Raw genomic sequence first — 16,862 nt, 5'->3', positions numbered from 1 at the left:
TCACACCCCCAGCTCGGTCAGAACGAACGTGATGAACACCAGATTGAGCGCCACGATCGACACGATGATCCCGAGGTTGACAAGGTAGCTCTTGACGACGTGGCTGCCCAGCGCGCGGATATCGTTCCCGAGGAGATACCACGAAAAGCCGCTGAGCCAGTTGAAGAGCGACTGCATCGCCGCGACCGTGATGACCGCCCACAGCGGCTTGCCGATGAACGCGCCGAGGAAGCCGATGTGCGGCAGCAGAAGCCCGATCTTCCATACGAGGCTGTTCGTGTCCTGCGGGAGATTCAGCGAGTGACAGAGACTCTGTGCGGAGACGATGGGCATGCCAACCATCGTGCTGACGACGATTGCGATGATCCCAAGGTAGAACCCGACCCGGACCCAGACGCTCGGCAGCACCGAGACGAGCGCGTTCGAAAGGTCCATGGCGCTTTCGGGAATGCCGGTCTTCCCCGCGAACGTCTCCGCGAACGCGATGCCGATGAACGCCAGAACCAGCGTCACCGGAATCAGGCCGCCGAAGATCGAGTCGAAGACGGACAGTTGCTCGTGATGTCTCGTGTATCCGCGCGTCTTGGACGCATAGTGGTATTGCACCCAGTCCATGACGCCCATCGCGGCGGTGAGGCCCGCGATGACGACCATGATGCCCTCGACGCCTCGCGGCACGGAGGGTACAAGGACGCCTCTGAGCATGGCGGGCACGTTGATGCCGGTCTTGACGACGACCGCCAGGAATGTCAGGAGCATGATCGCGATCAGGATCTGCATCGATTTCTCGACGAAACGGACGAGCCGGTGGCTCTTTCCGTAGAGCAGCGAAAGCCCCACGGAAACGGCCATGATCGCGACCCAGTTGATGTGCCGCGGGAAGTCGAATCCCATGAGCTTCGACATCGAGGCAAGCGCGTCGGTTCCGAGCGCGTACTGTCCGAACGAGAAGACGACCGCCGCCAGGAAACACGCTACGAAACCGGTCGAGAACGATCCGACCGCCTTCGTGTGGTACTGGTTCTGCAGTTCAATGATGGAATCCTTCCGGTGAATCGCGAACTTCGCACCCAGATAGAGCATGAAGAGGCCGAACAGATACGAGTAAAACGGCACCCACAACATGTCGTATCCGTGCGTCGCGCCCGCCATGACGGCTGCCGTGAACGACCCCGCGCCGAGAGTCGTGGCGGCTTCCATACCGGCCGGCCCCATGAACCTGAAATACCCGCCCAGTCGCCCCAGAAACGGCCGTGTATTGATCTCCTTCAGTTGCTCCACTTCGCGCTCGAGATCGGCCGAGCGCCCCTCTTGCCCCTGCGCCATACGTGTCACGCTCCCCGTCAGTGAAATACGGCCCGCTCCACGCAAGGCCGTCGTTTCATCGGATCTATCCGCAGATCAGATCGCGAACCACATCCTTTTTCGCCGGTTCGAGCAAAAGCTTGTCCCCGGACACGAGTTCCCTGCACGCGAGGACAACCTTTCCGTTCGCCTTCACCACGCACTGCCCGCACACCGCCTGCCGGCACGCCGCGTGGGAGAAGTACGCGAGGGTGCGATCGAGACGCGAGGAGATATAATCGAGAACGTTCATCACCGATACGATGTCGCCCTCATCAATCGGAACTTCATATTCCACGGCACGCGGCTCTTCGCCCTCTTCGCGGCGAATCACCGTGACGATCAGTTTTTTCATCGCTGACAGCGCCTCCCTCAGCTGAGCTTTTCGATCGCGGCTTCGATGCCGTCGATATAACTCACGACGCCGCCCGGAGCCTCGATACGGCACGGTTTCACCGGTTCCAGCCTGCACTCGGACGCATCGCCCGAAACGACGATATTGCCCAGAAACCGGACGTTGTCGGTTACGAGATGGTCCTGCCGCACGTGGACGCCCCGGCTTTCCGTACGCATCGACGCCGCCGCGAGCATCGCCCCGGCCACGGGCGTCATGTTCCGGAGTTCGAGATAGTCGAGCCATTCGCGGTTGTAGGCCCGCGATGCCGTCGACACGCTCGCGGATGTCAGTCGCGACGCGACGTCGTGAACGAGCGAGGCCGCGCGATCGAGTTTCTCCTGCGTCCGCAGAACCATCAGGCTCTCCGAAACGGCGTCGCGCAACGTCTCTTTGAGTTTCAGAACATCCTCGCCGCGCGACGCCGCGAACGGACGCCGCAGCTCTCCTTCGATCGCGTCGAGCCGATCCTTCGGCATCGCCACGGAGTTGCGGCATACGGCAAACTTCGCCGCACCCGGACCGGCGATCGCGCCCTCGATAAGCATTTCAGTCGTCGCGGCGGAAACCCGATTCGCGCCGAACATTCCTCCGGCGCACTCACCGGCCGCGAACAATCCGGGGAGCGATGTCGCGGCATGTTCGTCGATTCTGATGCCGCCCTCGAAGTAATGTGCGGCCGGACTGATCGCGACCGCCTCGCCGCGCTCGAATATCGCCATGATGTCTTTGTAAATGCCGGTTCTGAGGGATGGAAGCGCGTGATACAGCTCGTCGAAGAGGTTCGACGGATAGCGATCGAGCGTGAAGTACACGCCGCCGCGCATCGTGCCGCGCCCGTCCCCGATCTCCTTCTGGATCGCGTACGAAAGCAGCATCTTGTTCCACTCGCTGTCCAGCGCGAGTTCCTCCATCGCGGGCGACAGGTGACGCCCGGTGAAAGTCTTGCCGAACCTGTTACGCAGCGTGCCGAACCCGAGCGTAAGGAAGATATAGGGGAGGATATTGCCCTCGTAGATTCCGGGGCGCTCGATGACCGCGGGACAGAACGAAATCATTTCCATATCGACAAGTTCCGCCCCGGCGCGGAACGCCGCGCCGATGCCTTCACCGCACAGGTCCGTCGATCCGCTGTTATGCCGGAAGAGGCCGTGACTGCCGCCGCTCGCCATGACGACGGCTTTTGCGCCGTACGCTTCGATGGAGCCCGAGACGATATCGACGCAGACGACGCCGCACACGCCGTCCGCGTCCGTGACGAGATCGGTGAGAACGCGCTGTTCGCGGAACTCGACGCCGAGCGACGCGGCGCGGGCGTGCAGGACGTCGAGGATGGCGGAGCCGAAAACGGAAATTCCGCGGTCGCCCTCGGTCCCGAGTACTTCGATGCCCCAGTCGATGAGTTCCCGGATCCTGTCCGGAGCCTGGTCGACGAAGATTTCGACGAGTTTCGGGTTATTGAGGTGGAACCCCTCGTGGATAATATCGGAAAAGAACTTATCTTTCGTGTCACCCTTGTTTGCGTCCGTGATGCCCAGCTCGGCGAGGCTTCCCCCGTCGCACGCAATATCGGCGCTGATATTGGCGCCCGCCAGAAGGGTTGCGCCGCTCCGATCGCTTTTTCCGCGGCACAACACAAGCGTCTTCGCTCCCGCCGCCGCCGAACCGATCGCCGCCCGCAGCCCGCCGCCGCCGCTTCCCGCGACGATAACGTCGTATTCCCCGTTCACCCGCATCTCCAAGCATCCTCCTTCGAAAAAAACAGCTTCGGTGGAGCCATGTTCGTCCCGAAAATGAGGTTCAGTTATGAACGTTTTTTGAAGGCAAAGGACCGCAGTGCGGCCTTCGGAGCTCGAAAAACATCGTATTCATTGAATACAGTGTATGCAACTAATATAGACATACTCTTTCCGCCTGTCAATAGCAGGCCATGGAAGAATCGGTTTTCTCTGACCGGGGCCACCGTTGACATCACGCGCCCCCGCGGGGGCCGCTTTGCGAACTCACGGACCCCGAAGGCCCGATGGCCCGCCGCCGCGGAATCTTCAGCGCAGCTTCCTGCAACGAAAGGCCCCTTCGACCGGTTCGGTCGAAGGGGCCTTTTCTTTCGGCGTTCCTCGAATGAAACCGCCCTACGGACGCAGGGTCCCGGCCGGATAGAGCGGGAAGCGGCCGATGAGCGCCATCGCCTCGGCCCGGGCCGCGTCGAGCGTCTTCTGGTCCTCGACGTTCCCGGCGACCGTGTTCATGATCCGCGCGATCTCGACGACCTCGGGTTCCTTCAGGCCCCTTTGCGATATCGACGTCGTTCCGATGCGCACGCCGCTGGTCACGAACGGCTTCTCCGGGTCGAACGGGATCATGTTCTTGTTCACGGTGATTCCGACGTACTCGAGCGCCTTCTCGAACTGCTTTCCCGTCAGCTTCTTCGGGCGCAGATCCGCAAGAACGATATGGTTGTCCGAGCCGCCGCTGACGATCCGGAAGCCGTGCTTCGTCAGCTCTTCGGCGAGCTTTCGCGAATTCTTCACGACTTGCAGCATGATCTGTCGGAACTCCTCGGTCGCGGCATACTTGAACATATACGCCTTCGCGGCCATGATGTTCAGATGGATCGAGCTCACCGCGCCGGGGAACACGCCCTTGTCGAGCGCCTTCGCGTGTTCGGCCCTGCAGAGCACGAGGCCTCCGCGCGGACCGCAGAGCGTCTTCGTCGTCGAGGACGTCACGAAGTCGGCGTGCGGCACGGGGCTCGGGATGACCTTCGCGGCGACGAGGCCCGACACGTGCGCCATATCGACCATGAGGTACGCGCCGACGGATTTCGCGATCTTCCCGATGCGCTCGTAGTCGATCAGACGGGGGTAGGCGCTCCCGCCCGCGATGATGAGCTTCGGCCGCTTCTCGTTCGCGAGGCGCTCGAGCTCGTCGTAGTCGATCTGCTCGGTGTCCTTGTGGAGCCCGTAGGACGTGAAGTTGTAGACCTTGCTCAGGAAGTTCGCGGGGCTGCCGTGCGTCAGATGGCCGCCCTGGTCGAGCCGCATTCCGAGCACCGCGTCGCCGGGGGTCAGGACCGCAGCGTAGACGGAATAGTTCGCGGTCGAGCCCGAGTAGGGCTGGAGGTTCGCGTGCTCCGCGCCGTAAAGCGCCTTGCAGCGTTCGACGCCGAGACGCTCCATTTTGTCCGCGATCTGGGACCCCGCCTGGAACCGCGCTCCGGGATACCCCTCCGTCGTCTTGTTCGTGAAGACGCAGCCGGACAGCTCCATGATCTCGAGGCTCGCCGTGCTTTCCGACGCGATCATCTCGATATTGTGCTCCTGCCGGTCGAGTTCCTCGCACGTGATGCCGTACAGCTCAGGGTCCGCCATTTTCGTGTGTTCGAGCATGGTTCGACACTCCTTTCTTGAGCCGGCGCCGCGCAGGCGTCGGCATGTAGTCCGACAGTATTATAATGGCTCGGGCGCGGTTATACGAAAGGTGGAACGACAAATGACGGAACTGCTTTCAGGACTGACGGGACTGGACATTCCGCTGTGGTCATGGTGGGTCGTCCTGCTCGGCGGGACGAGCATCGGACTCGCGAAGACAGCCATTCCGGGAAGCAGCATCCTCCTGGTCGTCCTCATGGCGATGGCGCTTCCGCCCCGGCTGTCGGTCGGGGTCATGTTGCCCATGCTGATTTTCGGAGATTTCTTCGCGATCGGCAAATACTGGCCGCACGTCGACCGAAAGCGGCTCTTCACGCTCCTGCCCTTCTCCCTGATCGGCCTCGGAGGAGGATACATCATCCTCCGCTACGTGACGGACGAACAGCTCAAACCGATCATCGGCGGCGTCGTACTTGCGATGCTCGCCTTGCAGCAGGTCAACTCATTCCTGAAAAAGCGTCGCCGCGACGCGACGGATCGCCCTGTTTCCCCCCTCGTCACGGCGGTCTTCGGCATCCTGTCGGGAATGACGACCGGCATGGCGAACGCAGCAGGACCGATCCTGAACCTCTACTTCCTCATAGCGCGGCTGCCCAAGCTTCGGTTCATCGCGACGTCCGCGGGATTCTTCTTCATCCTGAACCTTCTCAAGGTCCCTCTCTTCGTGAACCTCGGCATCATCAACGCCCAAAGTCTGCGGGTCAACCTGCTGACGCTTCCCAGCATCGCGCTCGGCTCGTTGCTCGGCTTTTGGCTCGTGAAGCGCGTTTCGCAGGAGGTCTTCAACCGGATCGTCGTCGCGCTCGCATTCGTCGCGGCCGCCAGGCTGCTGGTTGGATAGGGCGCGCGCATCCGTCCGGCGTCGCGCACCCCGTCCCCGCGTTCATGCTGAATTTTCCAAGAAGAGATACAATATGAATGCAGGCGACCCTGCGTCGGCATCGCGGATACCGGCGAAATGGCCGCTCCGGAAGGGACCCCGGCGGACGACCGGGCGACGCGTCCGGAGGGATCGTGCGATAATGGCGAAAAGAGGCTTCATGGACGATTCGATTCGAGAGGGGTGGATACCGTGAGAAACCTGAAACGATCCGTTCCGTTCGTTTCCATTCTCTGCCTGTTGCTCGCGTCCTGCGCGGCGCACGCGGCCGTCGTTCCGTCCGGCGACGCGTACCGGAACACCGTGACGGCGGCCCGCGAGGCGCTCTGGAAAACGATCGTCTCGGGCGCGGGGAACGCCGCGACGATCGCGGTCATGGACGGCGGACGGATCGTCTACTCCGAGGGCTTCGGCCCCGCCGACCGCGCGACGAACCGCCCCGTGACGGCCGACACGCGCTTCAACATCGGCTCCACGAGCAAGATGTTCGTCGCCGTCGCGACCCTGCTTCTGGCCGACGACGGGAAGCTCTCGGTCGACGACCCGGTCGCGAAGCACCTCCCCGAGTTCGTCATGAAGGACCCGCGCTATAGGGACATCACCGTCCGGATGCTCTTCAACCACTCGTCCGGCCTTCCGGGATCGACCTTCGAGTTCGGTTACGCGCTCGACGCAAAGCCGCACGCCACGTTGCTCGAACGGCTGAAGGACGCGACGCTCAAGCACGCGCCCGGCGCGATGGGAATCTACTGCAACGACGGCTTCACGCTCGCCGAAATGATCGTCGAGCGCCTGTCGGGCAAGAAGTTCACGGATTTCCTCGCCGAACGCGTCTTCGGCCCGCTCGACATGAAGAACTCCGGCCCGAGCATCGGCGAGTGGCGCGGCGACGTCGCGGCGTACTACGACGCCGTCGGCAAGAAGTACCCGCCGGAGGTCGTCCAGGTCTACGGCGCTGGCGGCCTCTCGTCGACGGCCGAAGACCTCTGCCGCTTCGCCGACAGCTTCGCCCCCGGCGGAAAACACATCCTCTCGGACGCATCCGTAACCGAAATCCTCAAAAGCCAGCCCACGGACTTCACCCCGTTGCTGAAGGGCCCCGCCATCCTCGACGCCTTCGGATGGGACGACGCGCAGCTCACGGGCTACAAAAAGTTCGGCTTCCAGGTCCTTTCGAAGAGCGGCGGAACGATGTTCTTCTCGACGAACCTCGCCCTCCTCCCGGCGAAGAGGATGGCCGTCGCCGTCAGCATTTCCGGCCACGCGGCCGCCGACGCCGTGACCTACGCGGTCATGAACGCGCTGCTGAAGGACAGGGGGCTCCCCTTCCCCGAAGCGCCCTCCGTGCACAAGCCGGCGGAACCGCAGCCGATCCCGCCCGAACTGCTCGCCCACGCGGGATTCTACGCCAACCGGGACGGAGGCGCCCGGATCGCCTTCGACACGACAAAACACACTCTGAACGTCCACAGGCTCGGAGCGAAAGACGAACCGCCGGTCCTCACGCTCGTCCACAACGGCGGATTCTTCCATGACGGCGCGAAGGGAACGCGATACTACTTCGTCGCGAAAGACGGCCGAACCTGGCTCGTCATCGGCGACATCCCCCGCTTCGGCGCCGACTCGCAGGAATACCTCAAGATCGAACCCGCGACGAACCCCGTGACATTCGCCGAAGACCTGAACGGAACATTCTGGCTCCGGCGCGACGCCTCTCCGTTCGTCCAGGTTTCCGACGGATTGCTGACGCGCTCGACCACGAGCGCGGAACTCCCGGGCTACGCGACGTTCTTCGGCATCGTCAGGATCGAGACACCCGATTTCGCGAGAATCGCGGCGACCGGCTCCCGCGACCAGACCGACATCGCGCTCGTGAAAAAAGGAAGCGACGTCCGGCTGAAGGCGGCGGGCTTCACGTTCTCCCCGGTCCGTTCGGCCGGAGCGCTCGCTGCCGGAAAGACCGCCGTCACCATCGGCGCAGACGGCGAGAACGAATGGAAGCGGCTCGACGCCGGCGCGATCCTGTCGTTCGAGCGGCCGGAAAAGGGACGCGTGGTCGTGCTGACGTGGGGGGAGGACGACCCGAAGGCGCTCTTCGACAGCATCGTGGACTCGGGCGACGTCTACGCCCCCGGAGGGAGCTTCGTCTTCTGCGCCGGAAAGCCCGGCGACGCGTTCGGGATCACGGCGAAGTAGCGAAAACACTTGGCGACGCAACATCCAGGCGCCGCAGGCCGAAAACAAACGAAGCCCCGGAGCGGGTAAAAAAACGCCCCGAGGCTTCGTTTGTCGCTCACAACAAATTCGCTGCTCGCAGTAATTCGTTGCTCGCCGCTACCTGTCGTCGCGGAAGACGACGCCGCCCTTCATCACGAAGGAGACCTTCTCCGTCGCGGAAATGTCGTCGAAAGGACTCCCCGGCATCGCGACCAGATCCGCGTTCTTTCCGGCGGCGATGACGCCCGCAGGCAGCCCGAGCATCTCCGCCGCCGCCGACGTCCCGGCCTTCAGCGCCCGCAGCGGCGCGATTCCGTTTCGGACCATCTCGGCGAACTCCGTCGCGCCGTTCACGGAGAAGTCGAACGTCCCGACGTCCGTCCCGAAGGCGAGCTTCACGCGGCTCTTCGCGACATTCGCGGCGCACTCCAGGAGCCGCGGCGCGTACTTCAGGTCCTTCTCGCGGACGTACTCCGGCGCACTCATGTCGATATGGCCGCTCGCGGTCGCCCGTGCATTCGCCACGACGGCGATCTGCGTCGGAACGAGCCAGACGCCCTTCTGCGCGAGCATGTCGAGCGTTTCGACCGAGGCCAGGCTTCCGTGCTCGATCGACGCCGCGCCCGCGACGGCCGCCCGGCGGACGGCCTCGTCGCCGTACGCGTGGACGAACACGGACTTTCCGATATCCCGCGCCGCCGCGACCGCCGCGTTCATCTCCTCCTGCGAATACGACACGTCCTCGGGTCCGTCGCTCGGCGACATGAAGCCGCCGCTGCCCGCGATCTTGATCCACTCCGCGCCGTGGCTGACCTCGTTGTGGACCGCGCGCCGCACGCCGTCCACCCCTTCGGCGACCGATGCCTGATCGAGCGTCACGCCGTTCCGGAGCAGACCGGCGGCGTCGAAGTGCCCCCCGACAGCGGAAATCATGTGCCCGCCGCAGACGATCCGCGGTCCCCGGATGATCCCGGATTCGACGGCCTTCTTCAGCTCGGGGACGACCCAGAAGGAGAAGCTGAAATCCCCGGCGTCGCGAACGGTCGTAAAGCCGTTGTCCAGAAGGAGTCCGCAGGCGCGCACCCCGTTCAGCGTCAGCGAGGCGTCGTTGCTCCCCATCGTGTTCGCGAAAAACCGCGCGCCTCCCGTGAGGTGGACGTGCGCGTCAATGAACCCCGGCATCACGAACTTCGACGACAGGTCGATCACGCGAGCGCCCTCCGGCCGCGCGACGCTCTTCCCGACTTCAGCGATCCGGCCGTCGACGACGAGAATCTCCGCGGCCCCAAGCGGCGCGTCCGACACGCCGTCCCAATAATTCCCCGCCAGCAGGACCGTCGTCACCTGCTTCGGCGCAGCCGCCGCGCAGGAGGGAAGCAGAAATACCCCGAACACCAGCAGTGAAACGAGAACGTTCCGCATCACCCGTCACCCTTTCTGAAAAACGCATTGTGCGAAAACGGAGAAACGATACCGCAGGAGAGGGATGTTTGTCCAATCGGGAGGATACGACGAGTATCCGGAACTGTTGTTCGTGTATTGCGGGATCTTCCACGTGACGCAGAACGAAGCGAATGCGATCTTCGATATGTGCTCAGGCTTCGGTGCGTATTCTTTTCAACAATGCCGTGACGCGCTCGCACACGTCGCGCAGGAGAATCTCCCGCTCCTCGCCTGCCGGAAGCTCCATAAAGTCTGCTACATCGACGGGACCCGCATGTTCCGGCGTCGCGAATTTCGCCGCTATTTTCTCCAGGGCGTCCAGAAGCTGCCGATTCTGAAGATGCGGACGAAATTCTTCGGCCAGCGACTCGATCCCTCCCGGATAGTGCGCCGTGCAGAAGTAGATGTCATACGCGTCTTTCGCCTTTCCCCGTCCCAACGCGGCGGCCTTCATGACAAAAAAAGGCGCCACCGCGGCAACCCGCACGATCCCGCTGTCACGCGCGCCGTCCGGACGTCGCCCTTCGATAGCGACCTTTTTCGCAGGGATCAGAAACGCAAAATCACCGCCGGTAGCCTTGAGCGCCCTTATCCCCTGAACGTGTTGTGCGCGCTTTTTCGGAGCAGTTCCGTCGTAGACTCCCGCAAGCAGATCCAGCCCCACCGAAACCAGAGTATCCCCAACCATGACCCTGCGGACAAACGTGAAAAACTGTTCGGGGTGTTTCTCGTAATTGTTTCGCGTCAATACCCTCTCGATGGTCAGGTACATCTCATGCACCGCAAGGGTGCGATGGTCGAGAAGAAGATCGACGTCGAGACTCCCGACATGCCCCTCTCCGGGAAAGAGAAGCTCGGGAACCCAACCTCCGACAATCATCAGGCAGTCCTGATACTCGCTCAGGATATTCGAAAGTTCCAGCAGGACGCTTCTGGCGGCTTCGACCTGAACAGCGGAATAATCGATCCGGCTCTCCGGCTCGCGAATCACCATTTCTTTCCGATCGCTCCTTCCAAAACGGCCTGAGCGGCTTCCTCCCCGCGCCCCTTCAATCCCATGAGATCCAGATATGCCTGGACAGGAGATACGACGACACCGTTCCCGACCTCACGAACTCCGATCAGGACGCAGGAATCGTACGGAACGAAAAGCGATACGTTCGCCCCGCTCGAAACGCGCTTCCATCCGAAAGACGCGGGAAGGTCCTCAAAATGCCCGCGATCGACGTATGCGTGAACGCGCTGGTATCGGACGGCCGGAACATACCGAACCCCGCCGGAAAATCCGGTCAGGGCGCCTTTAATATGCTTTCGTCGGAAGGCTTCGGAAAGCTTCGCCTCGATTTCGGGAATCGGATCGAGCGCGTAGAAATCCATACCGTCGTTCGGCTTCCTGTTGTACGTCGCGCTCCACTCTGCCAGAACCCCGGCGGAATCTGTCAACCGAAATCCGGCCTTTGTGCTCTCGATCCATTCGCGATCCTCGAGGAACCGCTTCACCTTCGACACCTGTCCCAAACTCACGCCGGACGCCTCGACCATTTGATCGATCTTCCAGACCCTGCCGGGATGCTCGAAGAAATGTCGCAAGACAACGCCGGATTTCACAGACGAACGCTCGAAAACGGATTTCATCCCCCTGCTTGTCGCAAACGGATTCGGCCTGCCCTCTATCCGGACGTAGACCGCTTCGTGACGAACGAGGCAATTCCCGGCCAGATCGATATATCCCACCCCGGCTTCCTCGCATATCTCCGCCCCGGACTTCGAGATATACGGCGCCGCGAGGATGCCGTAGAACACGCCCTTTCCTCTGTTTATCGCCTGTTCGATCCGCGCCGCAAGCGATAGAACCCCCGTTCGCAGGAATCGGGGTTCTCCGCTGTTCTTCGCTTCGATACAGAGATACAGATGCCCGCCGGAAACAAGAGAGACATCGAGAACACCGTCGAACCCTTCCCGTTCACAGCTTTCCGGCGGATCCGTTCGAATATCCCTGAAGGCCGGAAGATGCGAGAGAACGTCCGCAAGCGCCTTTGACGCCTGCAGGACTATTTCGCTGTCTCGCGGCGGTGCAAACGAAGACGGTCTTTGTTTCATTGTTATCAACCACTTTCACGATTCGGTGAAACATACTATAACAATGAAACTCAGAGATATCAAGTCCGGATTCGGGGATGGCCCAGAAATGAAAGGCGCTTCTTCACCGGGATGACCATATCAATCCTGCTCCGCGGATGTCACCGGCCGGATGGCACCGATTTCGAGAAGCGCCTCGAACGTGTTGGCGGCGCCGCCATGCTCGACGATCAGGCCGTCCACGACGCGGTCCACATTGACGCCGGTGATCACCACAGGCTTACCGGTCGGCGCCATTCCGAGCCACGAACCCAGGTGTGACCTGCGTCGCCACCCATTCGCCCTCCGCTATCTGGTTCCCCACGGTCAGGTGAAGATCCGGATACGTTTCCCGCACCGCCCGGACGTGATCCGCCATCCCGGCTGCGCCGCAACGGACACGGACCTTGCCGTCGGTCGCGACGCACTCGGGGGAGACGAACCGGTCCAGATGGGTCACATCTCCCGTATTGCCGATCTCCTCGATGAAACGACGGATCAGGAGCTTGTTGTGTTGCGTCGTGGACATTTTCGGCCTCCTTTTTACAGTTTTTCACGTACAACATTATGATACTTTAATGTCCAAAGACCTTCTCATATCCTTACGAGAATATTTTAGACAAGACCGGTTGGAACGACGCGTTCCATCCCGGCGAACACCCGAGCCCCCGGCAGATTCCTCCCCGGTTCACGTTCCCATCGAAATGATAAAATACTTGTTCGGAAACTCAATACGGAATATGTTATTAGGAGGAGTGTTCCGTGATCGCCTATTGCGGCATCGACTGTTCCAAATGCGAAAGCCGCCTCGCGACCCAGTCCGGGAGCGACGAGGATCTTGCGAAAATCGCGGACAGGATGGCGACGCTCTACAACACCGAGGCCAGGCCCGAAGACGTCCTCTGCGACGGATGCAAGGAGGGCGAGCGGCATTTCTACTTCTGCTCCAACATGTGCGCCATGCGGAAGTGCTGCGCCGGGAAGCGCTACGACACCTGCGCCGAGTGCAGCGACTTCCCCTGCACGGACCTTCAGGCCGTCCTGGACCACGTCCCGGACGCACGGAGCAACCTCGAAAAGCTGCGCACGCGCTGAAGAAGATCCTCCGCGACCGCAAACCGTCCAATGATACCCTCGCGGACTATTGAAATCTTTTGAATACCGTGCGCCCTGAATTGAGCCGCGTATGGTTTTCGTATCGTCACCTTCTTTCGCTCTCGTCCACGAATTTCCGATCCTTCGACGTAGCCTCGTTCTTCGGTCCATTTTTCTGGAACCGCCGTCACTCTCCCGAACTCCCTTGCGAATGAAGTCTCACAACGGATCGTTTCCTTCGCCGCCTCGACCGAACCATCAAATTGAAGTACCATGTTTCATAGGGTATTTCTCATCAAGAAACGCAAAGGAGTTGAAACAAATGCCGGCGATAATCGACATGGAACGATTGGCGCGGGATGTCGGGGCGCTTCCTCCGGAGGGGCAAAGGACCGTATGGAACATGGTCCAACACCTGCGGAAAAGCATTGAGCGTCAGAGCGACGACGACGCCCTCGAAACGGAAATCGCAGAATTCGAAGCGCTTGGACGCCCTCTTTCGGACAGCGAACGTGAAGAACTCCGAAGAGATCTCCTATAAACCCGGTCAAATCATCCGGGCGAACTTTCCCTTCTCCGACCTTCCGGAAGAGAAGAACCGGCCGATTCTCGTATGGAAAGATACGGGAGATCGGCTTGTCGTGAGCATGATTACGAGCAGAATCCGATACGGAAAATGGGAAGTCGCCATCTCTCCCGATGCTGGAAACGGACTGAGCAAGCCGAGCGTCATCCGAATCGACAAGACGATATCCATCGAAAAGTCTCGCATAACGACGGACGCTGCGTGGAAAATTGGAGAAGCGAACCCTTTCGTCCTCATCGTTGCGAAGGAAAAACTTGCGGAGTGGCTTGATTCGCACGTCTGAAGCCGAAGAAAACGGATGGAGTTCCGTCTTCCGGGGAGGCGAGGACTCTTCGGATCGTTGCCGTCGTCGTTCATCACGAACCTGAAGGCGAGGGTCGGAGAGAGCTTTCCGGAATGATAGGATATTCGTTCGTGAGCCGAAAACGGATTTTGTCATAAGGGGGAATGTTCCATGATCGCCTATTGCGGCATCGACTGTTCTACATGCGAAAGCCGCCTCGCGACCCAGTCGGGAAGCGACGAGGAGCTGGCGAAAATCGCCGACAAGCTGTCGAAGCTCTACCATGCCGAGGTCAAGCCCGAATACGTCGTCTGCGACGGGTGCAAGGAGGGCGAACGGCACTCCTACTTCTGCTCCAACATGTGCGCCATGCGGAAATGCTGCGTCGAGAAGCACTACGAGACCTGCATCGAATGCGGCGACTTCCCCTGCGCCGATCTTCAGGCCGAACTGGACCACGTTCCGGACGCACGGAGCAACCTGGAAAAACTGCGCAAGCGCTAACGGTCGGCTTTCATAAGGCGCACCCCGCCGGACGGCCGATCGCCCCCGTCAGGATTCGCAAAGGTCCGCAAATCCTTCCGCGCAACGCGCGCAGCGCGAGGGTCCGCCATTTTCCGGAAAAATTGTCGTTTGCATCATCTTCGCTTTGGAAAATTCCGTCACATCGCGTACAATAGAGGATAAAGCGAGAAGCCGGGGGACACGCGCCGGCTTCTCGCATTTCTTGCATCAAGAAGGAGAAATGCACGAAACATGTCGACATGCTGTGAAGTTCCCGTCAAAGACACGCCGCTCGCCCGGGAAATCGAGCGACGCCGGACATTCGCCATCATCAGCCACCCCGACGCGGGGAAAACCACGCTCACCGAAAAACTGCTGCTCTTCGGAGGCGCCATCAACATGGCCGGAGCCGTCAAGGCCCGAAAGGCCGGGCGCTACGCCACAAGCGACTGGATGAGCATTGAACAGGAGCGCGGAATCTCCGTCACCACATCGGTCATGAAATTCGAATACCGGGGATTCGAGATCAACCTGCTCGACACCCCCGGCCACGAAGACTTTTCCGAGGACACCTATCGCGTCCTGACCGCCGTCGACAGCGTCATCATGGTCATCGACAGCGTCAAGGGCGTCGAAGCGCAAACCCGCAAGCTCATGGAAGTCTGCCGGATGCGCAACACCCCGATCATCACATTCGTCAACAAGCTCGACCGGGAGGGAATGTCGCCCCTCGACATCCTGGGCGAGATCGAGGACAAGCTCCAGGTGGAGTGCGCCCCCCTCTCGTGGCCCATCGGCATGGGCAAGCGGTTCCGGGGGACCTACAACCTCTACCGGAAGGAACTGAGCCTCTTCACCGCAGGAAGCGACCACGTAGAAGAGGCGCGCGTCATCTCGGACGTGAACGACCCCGCGCTCGACGCCGCGCTCGGGCTCCAGGCCGACGAGCTGCGCGACGACCTCGCCCTGCTGGAAGGAGCCGCGAACCCCTTCGAGATCGAGCACTACCTGAAGGCGAACCAGACGCCCGTCTTCTTCGGCAGCGCGATCAACAACTTCGGCGTGAAAGAGCTTCTGGACACATTCGTCGAAATCGCCCCGTCCCCCCTTCCGCGACAGGCGACGACGCGCATCGTGGCGCCGGACGAGGAAGCCTTTTCGGGCTTCGTCTTCAAGATCCAGGCCAATATGGACCCCTCGCACCACGACCGGCTGGCCTTCATGCGAATCTGCTCCGGGCGTTTCCAGCGGGGAATGCGCATCCGGCACCACCGTCTGGGCAAGGACGTGACGGTCGCGAACCCCGTCATCTTCATGGCGCAGGAACGGACGCTGGCCGAAGAAGCGTGGCCCGGCGACATCATCGGCATCCACAACCACGGAACCATCAAGATCGGCGACACCTTCTCCGACAGGGAGCCCCTCAAGTTCACGGGTATTCCGAGCTTCGCGCCGGAGCACTTCCGGCGGGTGCGCCTCCAGTCGCCGCTGAAGGTGAAGCAGCTTCAGAAGGGCTTGCAGCAGCTTACGGAAGAAGGAGCGGTGCAGCTCTTCCGGCCACTCGGGCGGAACGAGTACATCCTCGGGGCCGTCGGCGTCCTGCAGTTCGACGTGACCATCTCCCGGCTGAAGGCGGAATACGGCGTGGACGCGGACTACGACGCCGTGAACTGCGAGACGGCGCGCTGGGTGACCTGCGCCGACGACAAGCGCCTGGCGGAGTTCCAGAAGGCGAATCAGAACTTCCTCGCCATCGACGGAGAGGGAAACCTGGCCTTCCTCGCCGACGGAGAGTGGCGGCTGAAGTCCGTGTCCGACAGATGGCCGGGAATCGAGTTCCACACGACAAGGGAGTTACGCTGAAAGAGTAGCGAACGGGGGCGCGAGAGCGCCCCCGTTTTGTCGGGCAAGCGCCCTTCGCGTCGCCCTGTCCGGTCACAGATTGAAACACAACACATTGACGGAGAAACACGATGGTATATTTTCCGGTGGAGGTAATGTCGATGGATTTCTATACGGTCACGGATCTGCGGACGGCGTCGAAAAGAGTCTGGGACAGCCTCTCCGCCCAGGGGCATGTCGTCATCACCAACAACGGAAAACCGACGGCCCTGATGATCGACATCGCGGACAACAATCTGGAGGAAGTTCTTGCCGCCGTGCGCCAGGCGCAGGCGATGCGCGCCATGAACAGGCTTCAGGCCGATTCGCTGCGAAGGGGTCTCGACGGGTTGACTGAAGAGGACATCGAGACGGAAATATCCGCCGCCCGGAAAGGACGAAAGCGGAAGATCGATGTCGCCGGTGGTCGTTGACGGCAAGGCGCCGACTTCCGCGTTGCGCCGGAGCCGCTGGACATCCCGTTTGCGGATGAGGACGACAAGAAGTTTTACGAAGTCGCGAAACAGGTCAACGCGAAGCTGATCACGGGAAACCGGAAGCACTTTCCGGAAGATCCTCTCGTTACGACAGTCGCGGATTTTCTCGTCTGGCGACGTCGTTTTGAGAGTTGCTGAAAACCGACCGTATTGCCGGGGAGTTGACCGCGTCGAGTCCCCTGAAGACGT

The 16,862-nt window shown here is 61.3% G+C and carries 14 protein-coding genes and 1 pseudogene; 7 read left to right on the top strand and 8 right to left on the bottom strand.

The window, feature by feature from the left end:
• From ACZ5IU_RS07775 to ACZ5IU_RS07760, 4 genes are all read right to left on the bottom strand, one after another.
• Positions 1-1,326, bottom strand: a complete 1,326-nt coding sequence (locus tag ACZ5IU_RS07775) for a divalent metal cation transporter (protein WP_464421625.1) — start codon at positions 1,324-1,326, stop codon at positions 1-3.
• Between the two features lie 64 nt (positions 1,327-1,390).
• Positions 1,391-1,699, bottom strand: coding sequence for a 2Fe-2S iron-sulfur cluster-binding protein (locus ACZ5IU_RS07770; RefSeq protein WP_464421623.1), 309 nt, complete (start codon positions 1,697-1,699; stop codon positions 1,391-1,393).
• Between the two features lie 17 nt (positions 1,700-1,716).
• On the bottom strand, positions 1,717-3,474 hold the full coding sequence (locus ACZ5IU_RS07765; RefSeq protein ID WP_464421622.1) for an FAD-binding protein: 1,758 nt from the start codon (positions 3,472-3,474) through the stop codon (positions 1,717-1,719).
• A 396-nt stretch (positions 3,475-3,870) separates the two neighbouring features.
• Positions 3,871-5,127, bottom strand: coding sequence for a serine hydroxymethyltransferase (locus ACZ5IU_RS07760; protein WP_464421621.1), 1,257 nt, complete (start codon positions 5,125-5,127; stop codon positions 3,871-3,873).
• Positions 5,128-5,230: 103 nt separating this feature from the next.
• Between ACZ5IU_RS07760 and ACZ5IU_RS07755 the strand changes: the two genes are divergently transcribed.
• Both ACZ5IU_RS07755 and ACZ5IU_RS07750 read left to right on the top strand, forming a co-directional pair.
• The gene (locus tag ACZ5IU_RS07755) at positions 5,231-6,010 is read left to right on the top strand and encodes a sulfite exporter TauE/SafE family protein (protein ID WP_464421620.1); all 780 of its coding nucleotides are present in this window, start codon (positions 5,231-5,233) and stop codon (positions 6,008-6,010) included.
• Between the two features lie 231 nt (positions 6,011-6,241).
• Positions 6,242-8,245 (top strand): serine hydrolase domain-containing protein, encoded by a 2,004-nt coding sequence (locus tag ACZ5IU_RS07750; protein ID WP_464421619.1) that lies wholly within the window; start codon positions 6,242-6,244, stop codon positions 8,243-8,245.
• 138 nt (positions 8,246-8,383) lie between these two features.
• On the opposite strand, the gene ACZ5IU_RS07745 is transcribed toward ACZ5IU_RS07750, so the two are convergent.
• The 4 genes and pseudogenes from ACZ5IU_RS07745 to ACZ5IU_RS07730 form a co-directional block, all read right to left on the bottom strand.
• Positions 8,384-9,688 (bottom strand): metal-dependent hydrolase family protein, encoded by a 1,305-nt coding sequence (locus ACZ5IU_RS07745; RefSeq protein ID WP_464421618.1) that lies wholly within the window; start codon positions 9,686-9,688, stop codon positions 8,384-8,386.
• 172 nt (positions 9,689-9,860) lie between these two features.
• The gene (locus ACZ5IU_RS07740; RefSeq protein ID WP_464421617.1) at positions 9,861-10,703 is read right to left on the bottom strand and encodes a hypothetical protein; all 843 of its coding nucleotides are present in this window, start codon (positions 10,701-10,703) and stop codon (positions 9,861-9,863) included.
• Positions 10,697-11,809, bottom strand: a complete 1,113-nt coding sequence (locus ACZ5IU_RS07735) for a type IV toxin-antitoxin system AbiEi family antitoxin (protein WP_464421616.1) — start codon at positions 11,807-11,809, stop codon at positions 10,697-10,699. The genes ACZ5IU_RS07740 and ACZ5IU_RS07735 overlap by 7 nt, the downstream gene beginning before the upstream one ends.
• A 120-nt stretch (positions 11,810-11,929) precedes the next feature.
• A pseudogene (locus ACZ5IU_RS07730) lies at positions 11,930-12,356 on the bottom strand (ester cyclase).
• A gap of 233 nt (positions 12,357-12,589) precedes the next feature.
• Between ACZ5IU_RS07730 and ACZ5IU_RS07725 the strand changes: the two are divergent.
• From ACZ5IU_RS07725 to ACZ5IU_RS07705, 5 genes are all read left to right on the top strand, one after another.
• Positions 12,590-12,922 carry a DUF3795 domain-containing protein gene (locus ACZ5IU_RS07725; protein WP_464421615.1) on the top strand — a complete coding sequence of 111 codons (333 nt, stop codon included), beginning with the start codon at positions 12,590-12,592 and terminating at the stop codon, positions 12,920-12,922.
• Between the two features lie 512 nt (positions 12,923-13,434).
• A complete protein-coding gene (locus ACZ5IU_RS07720) occupies positions 13,435-13,791 on the top strand; it encodes a type II toxin-antitoxin system PemK/MazF family toxin (protein ID WP_464421614.1) in 357 nt (118 codons plus the stop codon).
• A gap of 171 nt (positions 13,792-13,962) precedes the next feature.
• Positions 13,963-14,295, top strand: coding sequence for a DUF3795 domain-containing protein (locus ACZ5IU_RS07715; protein WP_464421613.1), 333 nt, complete (start codon positions 13,963-13,965; stop codon positions 14,293-14,295).
• Between the two features lie 252 nt (positions 14,296-14,547).
• Positions 14,548-16,158, top strand: coding sequence for a peptide chain release factor 3 (locus ACZ5IU_RS07710; protein WP_464421612.1), 1,611 nt, complete (start codon positions 14,548-14,550; stop codon positions 16,156-16,158).
• Positions 16,159-16,298: 140 nt separating this feature from the next.
• Positions 16,299-16,610, top strand: coding sequence for a type II toxin-antitoxin system Phd/YefM family antitoxin (locus tag ACZ5IU_RS07705; RefSeq protein WP_464421611.1), 312 nt, complete (start codon positions 16,299-16,301; stop codon positions 16,608-16,610).
• Positions 16,611-16,862 lie beyond the last annotated feature (252 nt).

It is taken from the genome of Lactivibrio alcoholicus, assembly GCF_055390895.1.
This window is presented reverse-complemented; position numbering and strand designations above follow the sequence as displayed.

Coding starts and splice junctions, on each gene's coding strand:
- ACZ5IU_RS07775 (WP_464421625.1), bottom strand. CDS start 1,326: ATGGCGCAGGGGCAAGAGGGGCGCTCGGCCGATCTCGAGCGCGAAGTG.
- ACZ5IU_RS07770 (WP_464421623.1), bottom strand. CDS start 1,699: ATGAAAAAACTGATCGTCACGGTGATTCGCCGCGAAGAGGGCGAAGAG.
- ACZ5IU_RS07765 (WP_464421622.1), bottom strand. CDS start 3,474: ATGCGGGTGAACGGGGAATACGACGTTATCGTCGCGGGAAGCGGCGGC.
- ACZ5IU_RS07760 (WP_464421621.1), bottom strand. CDS start 5,127: ATGCTCGAACACACGAAAATGGCGGACCCTGAGCTGTACGGCATCACG.
- ACZ5IU_RS07755 (WP_464421620.1), top strand. CDS start 5,231: ATGACGGAACTGCTTTCAGGACTGACGGGACTGGACATTCCGCTGTGG.
- ACZ5IU_RS07745 (WP_464421618.1), bottom strand. CDS start 9,688: ATGCGGAACGTTCTCGTTTCACTGCTGGTGTTCGGGGTATTTCTGCTT.
- ACZ5IU_RS07740 (WP_464421617.1), bottom strand. CDS start 10,703: ATGGTGATTCGCGAGCCGGAGAGCCGGATCGATTATTCCGCTGTTCAG.
- ACZ5IU_RS07735 (WP_464421616.1), bottom strand. CDS start 11,809: ATGAAACAAAGACCGTCTTCGTTTGCACCGCCGCGAGACAGCGAAATA.
- ACZ5IU_RS07715 (WP_464421613.1), top strand. CDS start 13,963: ATGATCGCCTATTGCGGCATCGACTGTTCTACATGCGAAAGCCGCCTC.
- ACZ5IU_RS07710 (WP_464421612.1), top strand. CDS start 14,548: ATGTCGACATGCTGTGAAGTTCCCGTCAAAGACACGCCGCTCGCCCGG.
- ACZ5IU_RS07705 (WP_464421611.1), top strand. CDS start 16,299: ATGGATTTCTATACGGTCACGGATCTGCGGACGGCGTCGAAAAGAGTC.